The organism is Cohnella sp. GCM10020058, assembly GCF_042683485.1.
Taxonomy (GTDB): Bacteria; Bacillota; Bacilli; order Paenibacillales; family Paenibacillaceae; genus Cohnella.
Window position 1 is genome coordinate 222,404 of sequence record NZ_JBHUJV010000002.1, and the last position, 11,822, is coordinate 234,225.

Sequence of the window (11,822 nt, forward strand, 5' to 3'; positions counted from 1 at the left end):
TTTAGGAGATCAGGGCCGGCTGTCTGGTCCCCGTCCCGATGCCTATGTACTCCACTTCTCGAATAAAGGACGCCGGCATCGCGTTGCGGCCGTCAATAAATAGCGGACGCCTCATTTTCCCGGCTATTGTCGCACCGTCAAGCATTGTGTACTCGGACCACTCGGTCACAAGAATCGCTGCGTCCGCTCCTTCAATCGCTTCTTCTGCGCTGGCTGCGGCATGGACCCTTTGAGATAGCTTCGGCAGCGCAGCGGGCAATGCAACCGGATCGTGAACAATAACGTTTGCCCCTTCAAGAAGAAGAGACTCGATAATCCCCAAGCTCGGCGACTCTCTCAGGTCATCCGTTCCCGGTTTAAACGAGAGACCCAGCACGGCAATTCTTTTCCCGCTCAGATCGGGATATTCTCGCTTTATCTTCTCGATCACGACGTCCTGTTGGAGCCGGTTCACTTCAATGACAGCCGATAGCAGTTTAAAATCGTAGCCGCTCTCTCCCGCTATATGGCGAAGTGCCCGCGTATCCTTAGGAAAGCAACTCCCCCCGTACCCTATTCCTGCCTGGAGAAACGAAGGGCCGATACGCGAATCGCTGCCGACAATGTCCGCTACCTTTTTAATATCCGCACCGATGCGATCGCTTAGATTAGCCAGCTCGTTAATAAAGCTAATTTTCATCGCCAAGTATGCGTTCGCTGCGTACTTGCCGATCTCAGCGCTACGAATGTCTACGGCGATAATCGTCGAAGCCGTTTTGGCTTCCGGCCGCGGCAGGAACTCGGGAGCATGAAAGTTTTGCTCAACTAAAGGGGCATACATCCGTTCCAGGACGTTCACCGCGACGTCGCTTCCTCCGATCACGATTCTTTCCGGATACAACGTATCGTGAACCGCTCTGCCCTGTCGAAGAAATTCAGGATTCGAAGCCACGATCACCTTGCCGGCCAATCCTCTATCGGCCGCACGCGCTGCAATGCGATCGCAGGTACCGACAGGTGCCGTGCTTTTATTCACGAGCAGCGTAACGGTCTGCTTGGATGTTAAGCCGTTGAGAACGGATTCGACCGCAGATTCGAGATACGCCAGCTCGGGAGATCCGTCCGCACGTTGCGGCGTTCCTACGGCAAGGATAACGACATCCGCATCCCGAACCGCCTCTTCGCAGTCGCATATGAACGTGATTCGGTCTTGCGCATCGCGGATTAAGCCATGCAGATGCTCTTCATGAAAGGGCATGCGGCCTTCGCGGATGCCTTGGATTTTCTTTTCGTCCACATCCACGCATACGACCTGATGGCCGATATAAGCGAAACAGGCTCCGGTGGTTAAGCCGACGTAGCCCGTTCCGAGTATTGCTACTTTCATAAGGAACTTTCTCCTTTCTCGATACAAGGATGAATAGGCGAAGCCGATTTAATAGGCATCGTTGGGCAAAACCATAATTTTGACTGTCCGCAGCATGAGCTTCATGTCCATGCCTAGACTTCGATGCCGAATATAATGCAGATCAAGTTCAACCATTTGCTCAAAGCTTAAAGCATTTCTGCCGCTTACTTGCCAAAGTCCCGTGCATCCCGGCGTTACAGCGAGACGCAGTTTGTCGATCGAACTGTAATTTTTCGCTTCGCGGGGCAGGCATGGCCTCGGCCCGACCAGGCTCATCTCTCCCCTCAGCACGTTCCACAGCTGCGGCAGTTCGTCAACGCTGGTCTTGCGCAGTAAACGGCCAATGCGCGTCACGCGCGGATCGTTTTTCATTTTGAACATATTCCCTTTAATCTCATTGCGCACGAGCAGATCCTGAAGCATATTCTCCGCATCGACAATCATCGTTCTAAACTTTACCATTCGGAACAATCGTCCGTCTTTTCCTACCCTTTCTTGAAAAAAGAAAAATCCGCCTTTAGGATCGTCCCATTTGATCAGAATGGCGACGATAAATAATAGCGGAAAAAGAACGAATAACCCAGTCGATGCCAACAGGATATCCATTCCGCGTTTCGTTTTATCATACTGTAAACGATCCGCTCCCAGCTTAACCCGGGCGTTCGCCCCTCCATAATAGGGAATGCCCGAATAGCTCCGTTTAATATCATTTGACGGCTCAATCACCCTTGCCGCCTCCTTAACCGCTGACCGGGATGGCATAGGATTCGCGCACAATGCGTTCCATCGCTTGCAACAGCGGCTTGCGGAGCTCTTCGTTATGCAGAGCGAATTCCATCGTCGTCAGGATAAACCCAAGCTTTTCGCCAACGTCGTAACGTGTGCCGTTGAAATGATAACCGTATACAGATTCGCTTTCGTTCAATCGCTCGATCGCATCCGTTAGTTGAATTTCTCCTCCTGCTCCGATCTCCTGTTTTTCAAGATACGCGAACAGCCCCGGCGTAAATACGTACCTGCCCATAATAGCCAAATTGGAAGGCGCTTGACCTGATGGCGGCTTTTCCACGAAACGCCTCGCCTGATACAAGCGTCCTTCTTTGCTGACAGGATCCAAAATGCCGTAGCGGTCCGTCTCATGGTCGGCTACCGGCTGGACGCCGATAATCGAGGAACCCGTCCGTTCGTATTGCTCGATCAATTGTTTAAGGCAGGGAACCTCTGCGGTAACGATGTCGTCTCCGAGCAGCACCGCAAACGGCTCTTCTCCGATGAACCTTCTAGCGCACCATACGGCATGCCCCAAGCCTTTAGGTTCTTTTTGCCGAATGTAGTGGATGTCGACTTTGGAGGACCGCCGCACCTCTTCCAGCAGCTTGTGCTTGCCTTTCTCGGCCAGGTTGCTTTCGAGCTCGAATGCATGATCGAAGTGGTCTTCTATGGCACGTTTGCCCTTTCCCGTCACGATAATAATATCCTCGATGCCGGCTTCGACAGCTTCCTCGACGATATATTGAATGGTGGGCTTATCAATAATCGGCAGCATCTCTTTGGGCATGGCCTTGGTCGCAGGCAAAAATCTCGTTCCTAAACCCGCAGCCGGTATAATGGCCTTACGTATTTTTTGCATCGGATCCACCTCCGAAAATAAAAGCTGTGTTCAAAAAAAGAATGCGGGGCATTCAACCCCTCCTCACGCCATACCATCGACGATTCACGTCTAAGGTCATGCGACCCACAGCATAGCCGAGTGTCTACAGTGATAAAGGTGCAGTAGACTTTACCTGGAGCGAGACAGCCCCGAATGTTTAAGCTTTGTTAATCACGGTGCCAATTACAGGTTTGCCGATTTGTTCGATCAGACCGACCGCCCTTTGAAGCTGATTGCGGGTCGTTCTGGCATGCTCGGCTATGAGCAGGACGCCGTCCGTGTTCGAGACGACGATTTGCGCGTCAGCCGATGCGAAAAGAGGCGACATATCGACGACAACCCGATCGTAATGCTCTTTCGCGAGCGCGATGAGCTGGTCGAAACGTTCGGAAGATAATAGCTCGGTCGGATTGGGGGGCAATGAACCGGAGGTAATAATCTGCATGTTCGGATAGTCGGTTTCTTTAATAATCTGAGTCGTTGGAATCGATCTGCTCAGATATTCGCTCAAACCATCCCGGCGGGACACTTGCAAAATGTCGTGAAGAGATGGCTTACGAAGATCCGAATCGATAAGCAGCACTTTTTTGCCCGCGCGGGCATAAGCGAGCGCCAAGTTAATCGCCGTAGCAGATCTACCTTCGCCTTGCCACCCGGAGGAGATCGACAACGCTCGCGCTCCGACCCGAGCTGCCGCAAAGTCAACCTGCGCCCGAAGCGTATGGTAGTAGCCGGCTAAGTGCGAGGTAGGATCCAGATCCACGATTTTTAAGTATTCCGGCCTCAGTTTACTCATAAAGCTTGCTCTCCTGCCTTTATTCCTGATTGGCTTGCCGCATAGCTCTTAGAGGACGGAATCTTGATGTCCCGCTTCTTCATCTTGGGAACGACCGCCAATGTTTTCGATCCGATCGCCTGCAACACATCTTCTTCCTTTTTGATCGATTGATCGAAGTACTCGATTAGTATGATGGCGCCCGTCGACAACAGCAGTGCTGCGAACAATGCGATGGTTACGTTCGCTTTCGTATTTTGACCAAAGGGCTGTGTGGGCTGATCTTCCCTGGCACTTGTTAATATCGTGACATTGTTGATTTTCATGATTTTCGGAATTTCCATTTGGAACACTTCGGACACGGCGTTTACCGTCCGTGCCGCCCGCGCGTAATTCGTATCCGTTACCGTCAATGACATGACTTGCGTTTCGTTTAAGGAATTCACTCGGACTCTTGAGATTAGTTGCATGGAGGAGAGCTTCAATTCGGGGTAGAGTTCGACGACTTTGTCCATAATGGCCGGCGTTAAAATGATTTCCTTATAAGTATCGATAAGTTTGATGTTGGAAGCGATTGAAGAGAAATCCATCATCTCTCCGCTCACCGATTCAACGGTTTTATTGACGATGATTTTAGCGTTGGCCGAGTAAAAGTTCGGCTCCATTTGCTTGGAGTACATGTAAGCCGAACCCGACGCCGCAAGCGACAGAATCAGAATGATCCAAAAGCGTTTACGAATTGCGGTCATATACTTTTTCAGATCCATTTCCATGCAGATCACTCCATCTCGATTGTAGATACAAAATGTATCCTTAATACATTTATCTTATGATACGATTTGTATCCTGTCAATTGAATTTTAGACTTTTGTCGGAACTCTCTCAGCATGGAATTTTCAGAAAAGTCCCGTAGCTACGGGGATCTAGGGTTGAAGCGCTTACACGAAATATCCCGTTTATTCTCGGAATTGTCGAAAATAAAAGAGGAACCTGCCCCTAGTAAATGGACAGGTTCCTCGATGCGCTTATTATTATGTTTAAGCGTTGCCCGCACTCTGCCAATCAAAAGCCTGGTTTTCGAGCAAGTGCCTGAATAGACTTTTTCTCTCCCCTGCCAGCTCTCCGAATTTGCCCCGCTGGATAATACGTCCCTCGTCCACCACCACGACTTGGTCGGCACCTTTGATCGTCGAGAGCCGATGCGCAATGACAATCAATGTCATGCGTCCTTTCAGACGTTCTAAAGCTTCTTGAATTTTAATTTCATTGTCCGTATCCAGTGCGCTGGTCGCCTCGTCCAACACGAGAAGCGAAGGCTTTCTTAAGATGGCTCGAGCCAGCACGATACGTTGACGTTCTCCGCCCGACAGCCGGATGCCCCGATCCCCGATCTGCGTGTCCAGGCCATCCGGGAGCCCCCGTACGAACGCTCCCGCGGCCGCAAAGTCGAGCGCTTCCCAAAGCTCCGCCTCAGATGCTTCCGGCTTGACGAGCATCATATTTCCTCGTATCGTATCGTTAAATAAGAAAGGGTCCTGGGGGACGTAACCGATCGATTTGCGAAGCGACAGCAGATCGTTTTTGGACAAAGGATTACCGTCCAGCACAAGCTTGCCCTGTTCAGGAACGATCAGCCCCATCAGCATATCGATCAACGTACTTTTGCCCGCTCCCGATCTGCCTACGATAGCCGTCATCTTGCAAGCAGGTACGGTCAGATCGATCTCGCGAAGCGCATAGCGGTCCTCGCCCTTATCGTATCTGAAGCTCACGCTACGGCATTCAAGCGACGAGTTTAACGAAAGCGGCAGGACGTTATCCTTACCATCCTCGGCAATTTGAAGCTCCGCAGCCACAGTGCACTCCTCCTGGAGAAGGTCCAAGCTTTTAAAGGCAGGATAAAACGAAGCGATTTGTTCGATATTGCCCTGCAGGCCGGAGAAACGGGGCCAAAGCCGCGTGAAGACGATAATAATAAGCAGAAGCTGCTCCATTTTCGTATGAAACATTTGAACGGACATATAAATGAACAACGCAATCAAAGCTGCAGAAACGGCTTGAAAATAAAATTGCGTCGACGATTTCAAGCGGACGAATTCGACTTGTTCTCTATGAATTTTTAGACTCGCTCCGATCAGCCATCTTAATCGGGAAGCTTCCAATCCATTCGTTTTAATATCCTTTATGCCACTCAGTTGATCCGTAATTCCTGCTAAAAAGGCTCTTGACGATTCGGTTGACTTGACGCCGAGGCTTTTAGCCCTACCAACAAAGCGTTTGGCTGCATACGTAATCGCCAATCCGCAAACGAGGATGCAAGCGGTAATCGAAGGCGACAGCCAAAAAGCAAGCGCGATCTGAATAACCGTAAAGATGACGGATGCCAGCAACTGCAAGCTGAGGTTAATGCCCCCATTCACGCGACCGATCTCGCTGGTTAGCGCGCTAACCATGTCGGACTTTCTTTTTTTCAGGAAAAAGGTCCAATTCGACTGCAAAATGCCCCGATAAATTTCTGTCTTAAGATACAGATCAAAGCCTTGGTTAATCTTAATATTCTGCAGGGCAACTACACGCTTGAGCAGGCTCTGAGAGAGCATAATAACCAAAAACAGGGTCAAAATGAGTGGCAAAACGGCCTCTCCGGGAATGGCGTCGAATAATCCGGACAGAGGTGTAGAGCCGGTGCCGAAATCGGCAATGCCTCCGGCCTTCAACATCGGAATGAGCAGCAAGATACCGATCCCCTCGAGAAAGCTCACGAACACCATGCCCGCCAGGTTAATGTAAAGCCTTTTTCCCGCATACCGTCGAAGGCGTTTGACAAAGTAGAAAATCGGTTCCATAGGCGGCTCCCCTCAAGTTACGGCCGTTCTTCTGGTCTTGCGCCATGCCCATAACAGAGGACGCAGTGGGAAATACAGAAAATGCACGTGCTTCGGCAACGGTAGCGTTTCAACGTCGGTGGGATAAGGGTGCAACAGGCTCAGCAGAAACAAGAGCTTATGCATCGGCGGCCTGATTGCGAACAAGTACCGCTTATATGCACGATGGAGATGTTCCGGCGGGTCTCCTAAGATGTCGATGCTTTTCTCAACGTAGAAAATCGGATTTTGAGCCAATCTTGCCCCCTTAGAGTTCGGTAGCATACCTCCTGCGATCCCTGGCGGCACCGGCGTACCGAGCAATTTCGATGCCAGCGTCATGGCCTGGTCGCCGAGATGGGTAGCACCGTATTTTCGAAGCAGGCGCATGACTTGCTGCCAATCCTCGTCTCTTCTCGCGAGTACGTCGATGTCTGTCAGCCAGCGAAGACGGAACCAACCGTGCCTGGCACCATGCATGACTAAATAATAAAATAGATGCTTGCTGCCCATATACCGGACTGTTCCTCCGCCCCAAGCGCTAATCCGGCTGTCCGCCCATAGTTCTTCGAATCCAGGCTCCTTTAACGGCCCCGGACTCAAACGCCAATGAATCTCGACATGTACACCTAGCTTGGAGTTCCAATAAGACTTGTGATGCTGCCGCCACCTCCACTCGTTCAGCACTGTAGGCGTGAAGGCTTCGGCCGTGTAACCGAGATCAGCCATCAAATGGTCTACGGCTAAGCGATTTCCTCCGAACGGCTTCCAATCTAAAAGGATGTCTAGGTCCGATGAGGTCCGCAGACTCATGTCCCCGTATAGTTCATGGGCGAGCGTCGGTCCTTTTAAAAACAAGGAGCGAACGCCTTTATCCGCCAATTCCTTGCCGATTCGAGCTGATTCTCCGGCAAGACCCAGCATCCGCACTGCATTGTGACGATATTTTTCCTGCAATTGCCGCATCACATGTTCGGGAACGAAAGTGGACGCTTCTTTTTTAAGCCGATGATATACGGAAGGATACACGCGGTGATGCCCTGCCAACCGTAAAAAGTTCTCCCAATCCACTTCCAAACTTGCAATTCTGTCGATGGCATTCCCTTCGGTACTGCCGTCGTTTCTAAGCAAAGCAAACAGCAAACTTTGCGCGTTATCCATGAGACCATCCCTTCGTTTTACGAACCGTCTGCGCGCTTTGCCCAAAGACGGCAACCGGCGTGTAGCCTTTCATTTCATCCGCGCCGGTCAAGTAAAAGTTTCCGCTGCGAAGCCATGCATGCGCCGCTAGTTCTCCCTGCTCGCCGCGGCCTGTACCTAGGTACAACGTGCTCTCTATGCCTCTTCTCTTCAGCATCTTTAAGGCGGCAATCGCCCGTACTAAGCAACGGCAATCCCAAGGCGCATGCTTGGCGGCTCGATGGATCGCTCCGGATACCCGCCGAAGCGTCGCTTTATCTGCGGAAGGGGTTTCCGGCAGTTCTCTCATCGCTTCTCCTAGCGTTGGAGCTACCTTGGCAAAGGGAACAGAAATTAAGATTCTCGCCCATGCCAAATAACAGAACGCTTCCATCAGCAGCAATCTGTCGGTTCGGCCAGGCGCCAGGAACTTGGCCATATGGGTCAAGTAGTTCTTGCTCATGACGCTTGTCGGCTCACCGTGATTAACTCTTCGGCAGTCAGCTGACTTAAAAAATGCATAACCTGCTTCTCGCACTCTTCTGCTCCAATTGCGTATTCTTGCGTAAGAAGGTTCACGAGCTTGCCAATCGATACCGGGACCGAGATCAGATCCCAAATCCGGCCGCCGATCTCGCCGAGATTGTAATATTTTCCGCGTTCAATGCTAAGCATGACCTTCTCGCCGTCCATATCGCTCACGATGCAGCCGGCACGCTGAGAAACCATTTGCTCCGTGGACCATTCCATCGTTTCCGCCATTCTTAACCCCCCTTTGAAATCAAGCTCAAAACACGATCCGCCATCTCGTTGGCCGTGAACCCAAGGCTCTCCAAGGGTCTACCAAGTTTTCTCAAGGGCACTCGCCCAGCAAGCGCGACTGCGCTTCGAAAATGCCATTCGTTTAAACCGAATCCGTCGATTAACGATCTACGAAAAGTGTGATATTGCAAAATGGCCATTCCCAAAAAGCGCGGCACCTCAGAGATCTCTACCTCCTTGCTTTCGGAGCGCGACAAAACAAATATTCCTCCTATCGGCACGGGACTGCCGCTAAAAGCATCAGGGACGGGCACGGCGAATTTCTCGACTCGCTCAATGATGGGCTTAAAGGAGCTATCTTGCAGACCGAGTCCATCCAGACTCGTCTGCCACAACTTCTGCTGCGGGTACGCAGGCATAACATACGGTGCGGCTTCATTTGGCCCCGCGATCGCAATCACATCGTCCGATATGAGCGGATAACCGCGTTGAACCAAGCAGGAAGCCATCGTTGATTTTCCTGCGCCAGAATCGCCGATAAAAGCATAAACTTTACCGTTAATAAGGACGGCGCTGCCATGCAGCGGCAAGATTCTTCTTTGTTGCAGGAGAGCTCCCATACAGGTTCCGAGTACGTACAATCGGACTTTGTCGGATTGCGCCTTTTCCTCCGGCGACACGATGATCTCTCTTCCACAGCGCACTTCATAAATCGCGGTTCCTTCAATTCGAAATAACAGTCTGTCTTCGGTCACGCTAGACGTTCTTCCAGGCTCGGCAAATGTTTGCCATGTTTCCGATAAATCTTCTATCCGGATCGTGACATCCGTATCATTATTTTCAGTTGATGCTTCGGGGAGTTCCGGAAGGGCCAGTTCGCTCGAAATCGTAAGACCGAACGCGCGGCGTTTAACTTGCTGCAAGGTCGATGCCATTATTCATCTCACTCCACGCTGAGGATAATAAGAGAGAGGTCCCTTATAAGGGAATTTATAAGGGACGCTCAGGGGATTAGCTGTGGTGCTGCGTTTCCTCGTCGGGATCGAAGGAGTCCGGAATCGTTCTGCCCGGGCCGGCCATCGTCAGCTTCACGTCAAGCACCTCCAGAGAAGGTACGCTCCACTCTTTGTTCATTGATATCACCTCCTTTCAAGCGATTCAAAAAGCGGTACAGCACGACACTGCGCATCAATTTGACGAACTCGCCGTCGAATACGGTTTTAGGAGACGGCTCTCGATTATTCAGCAGTGCCTTGTTTAAGAAAGTCGTGTTAACAAGTCCTTGCATTCGGGAGTCGTTGCACAATTGCCTCAGCTCAGCTACGAACTCCGGCCAATGCGGCATCATGCGATAGATGCCGTCGGCGCCTTGGACGCCGCGTACTTTATAATTTAATCGAACACGATCCGGAAGCATTCCTTCCGTAGCCCGCCGCACCATAGCACGGTCCATGCCCTTTCGGACAAATTGCTCGATCGGCAGACCCAAGCAGAATCTGGCCAGTCTCAGATCATTAGTCGGATCGCGATACCAAAGGCCATGCCTTATTGAGAGCTTCGTACCGCTAACTCCACTGTTGGTCCAATTTCCAACCTCTTCGAATTGCCGTCTCCTGGCATCGATCATGGTCATTGCCGGTATGCCCGGCACATAGACGCCTGTCTCTGCCATTCGATCGTAAATGCGGGTCCTGGCGGCAAAATCCGGATGAATCAACTGATCCGTTAGCATGTCGTTAACAGAAGGGGGGGCAGCCGATGGGAATGCGCGTTGTCTGACGAGCTCGAGCAGTCTGCGTCTGCCGATTCCGCGATTGCTTCCGTATTGCTTAAGTTCACTGTAGAGCTTAACGAATCTCATCCGTTTGAGAAGCAGCGCATAATAATCTAATGCCGGCCCCCAAGAAATCGTATAGTTGCCGCGTCCTCCGTTTAACAATACGCCGATGTTCTCTTTTTCCGCGTGCTCGTAAATGCCCGATAGCCAAAATGCGTTTTCGATGAATTTAAACGGCATTTCCATAATATCCAGCCACTTGTCCAGTTCACTATAAGGACTTAGCCCAGGGAAGCTTAAGTATCGATCCTTAATGTTTCCAACTGCCTGTACGGTAGATTTTATGTAGGGACGTTCGTCAGCAAGACGATTGGCCGGCGTCCAATCTTCAAATCCGTCCGCAGGGATATAACTGAAGGTATGCAGCGGTTTATGCTCAACCGCCAGCGCTCGCGCCGCGAATCCGACCACCGTACCCGAATCGAGACCGCCGCTTAAATAGGATCCAACCTGTTTGAACGTACGCAGTCTCGATACGACTGACTTTTGTAAAATATCTGAGAATGCCTCGACATAATCTCGATCATGTCGAAGGTGGTTGAGAGATTGGGCTTCGACCTCCGCATATCTGCGAATTCGAATCTTCCCATTTTCTACTGTGATGCAATGGTGCGGAGGAAGCTGACGAACTTTCCGATATACAGTAGATCCCACATCCATCGTTTCGATCCGCCCCGGATTGGCCAGGTACTCCGCCACCCATTGTTCGTCCAGCGAAATAGCATGCTGATCTTCACTCGTCAGCAGAGGTTGGATGAGCGTACAGAAGGCGAACATATCTAAGCTTTGGGTGTAATATAAAGTGCGAGTGCCTGAATAATCCCTGGCGCCGAACAGCCGTTTGTTGCGCTCATCCCAGACCATGTAAGCGAAGTCGCCAACCAGGTACTTTGGAGATTCCTCGCCCCACTTGTCGTACGCCAGCAATATTAACTCACTGTCTGTTACGATTCTTCGAAGCGGAGAAGCAAGGTGCAGAAGATCGAATAGCTCCTCGCGATTGTCCAAGATCGCATCCGCTGTGATTGCTAACTTTCTTTCTTCATCAAATAGCGGCATTTTTTCACCGATCGATTCTGGCGTTATCCACTGAGCATGACACCCCAAGTAGATACCGTCCATATACCAGAAGCCTCGATTATCGGATGGATAGAGAGCCAAGGCATTCATTAACGTTCCGCCAATATTCTCGATGGGACGATAACCGTTTAGCCTGCAGCATCCTAAGATCGCGCTCATGTTCAGCCTCCATCCATCCACTTCTTTGATACAGATTGTATCTTTATTGCTCTTAATTTATCCTACAAAAAGCGAAATGTCAACGATTATTTTGTACGAGTAACTCTTAAAAGTTGGCATAATCTACC

12 protein-coding genes are annotated in these 11,822 nt (G+C 50.8%); all 12 read right to left on the reverse strand.

Translation table 11 applies throughout. From position 1 onward, the window contains the following. Nucleotide 1 precedes the first annotated feature (1 nt). On the reverse strand, nucleotides 2–1,366 hold the full coding sequence (locus ACFSR7_RS04215) for a UDP-glucose dehydrogenase family protein (RefSeq protein WP_378159286.1): 1,365 nt from the start codon (nucleotides 1,364–1,366) through the stop codon (nucleotides 2–4). 48 nt (nucleotides 1,367–1,414) lie between these two features. Then, nucleotides 1,415–2,149: a sugar transferase gene (locus ACFSR7_RS04220; protein WP_378159287.1), complete on the reverse strand. Its 735-nt coding sequence runs from the start codon at nucleotides 2,147–2,149 to the stop codon at nucleotides 1,415–1,417. Next, nucleotides 2,127–3,017, reverse strand: coding sequence for a UTP--glucose-1-phosphate uridylyltransferase GalU (galU, locus tag ACFSR7_RS04225; RefSeq protein WP_378159288.1), 891 nt, complete (start codon nucleotides 3,015–3,017; stop codon nucleotides 2,127–2,129). The genes ACFSR7_RS04220 and galU overlap by 23 nt, the downstream gene beginning before the upstream one ends. Before the next feature lie 178 nt (nucleotides 3,018–3,195). Continuing rightward, nucleotides 3,196–3,834 carry a CpsD/CapB family tyrosine-protein kinase gene (locus tag ACFSR7_RS04230; protein ID WP_378159289.1) on the reverse strand — a complete coding sequence of 213 codons (639 nt, stop codon included), beginning with the start codon at nucleotides 3,832–3,834 and terminating at the stop codon, nucleotides 3,196–3,198. Then, the gene (locus ACFSR7_RS04235; RefSeq protein WP_378159290.1) at nucleotides 3,831–4,586 is read right to left on the reverse strand and encodes a YveK family protein; all 756 of its coding nucleotides are present in this window, start codon (nucleotides 4,584–4,586) and stop codon (nucleotides 3,831–3,833) included. Before ACFSR7_RS04235 ends, ACFSR7_RS04230 begins: the two co-directional genes overlap by 4 nt. Nucleotides 4,587–4,850: 264 nt before the next feature. Then, nucleotides 4,851–6,659, reverse strand: a complete 1,809-nt coding sequence (locus tag ACFSR7_RS04240; protein ID WP_378159291.1) for an ABC transporter ATP-binding protein — start codon at nucleotides 6,657–6,659, stop codon at nucleotides 4,851–4,853. A gap of 12 nt (nucleotides 6,660–6,671) precedes the next feature. Further along, a complete protein-coding gene (locus tag ACFSR7_RS04245) occupies nucleotides 6,672–7,838 on the reverse strand; it encodes a nucleotidyltransferase domain-containing protein (protein ID WP_378159292.1) in 1,167 nt (388 codons plus the stop codon). After that, nucleotides 7,831–8,319 carry a lasso peptide biosynthesis B2 protein gene (locus tag ACFSR7_RS04250; RefSeq protein ID WP_378159293.1) on the reverse strand — a complete coding sequence of 163 codons (489 nt, stop codon included), beginning with the start codon at nucleotides 8,317–8,319 and terminating at the stop codon, nucleotides 7,831–7,833. Before ACFSR7_RS04250 ends, ACFSR7_RS04245 begins: the two co-directional genes overlap by 8 nt. Beyond that, nucleotides 8,316–8,618, reverse strand: a complete 303-nt coding sequence (locus tag ACFSR7_RS04255) for a lasso peptide biosynthesis PqqD family chaperone (RefSeq protein ID WP_378159294.1) — start codon at nucleotides 8,616–8,618, stop codon at nucleotides 8,316–8,318. Before ACFSR7_RS04255 ends, ACFSR7_RS04250 begins: the two co-directional genes overlap by 4 nt. A 2-nt stretch (nucleotides 8,619–8,620) precedes the next feature. Continuing rightward, entirely contained in the window at nucleotides 8,621–9,553 is a 933-nt protein-coding gene (locus ACFSR7_RS04260; protein ID WP_378159295.1) for a phosphoenolpyruvate carboxykinase (ATP), read from the reverse strand. Between the two features lie 76 nt (nucleotides 9,554–9,629). Continuing rightward, nucleotides 9,630–9,752 (reverse strand): paeninodin family lasso peptide, encoded by a 123-nt coding sequence (locus ACFSR7_RS04265; protein WP_378159296.1) that lies wholly within the window; start codon nucleotides 9,750–9,752, stop codon nucleotides 9,630–9,632. Then, a complete protein-coding gene (locus ACFSR7_RS04270) occupies nucleotides 9,712–11,694 on the reverse strand; it encodes an asparagine synthase-related protein (protein ID WP_378159297.1) in 1,983 nt (660 codons plus the stop codon). Before ACFSR7_RS04270 ends, ACFSR7_RS04265 begins: the two co-directional genes overlap by 41 nt. Between the last annotated feature and the right edge of the window lie 128 nt (nucleotides 11,695–11,822).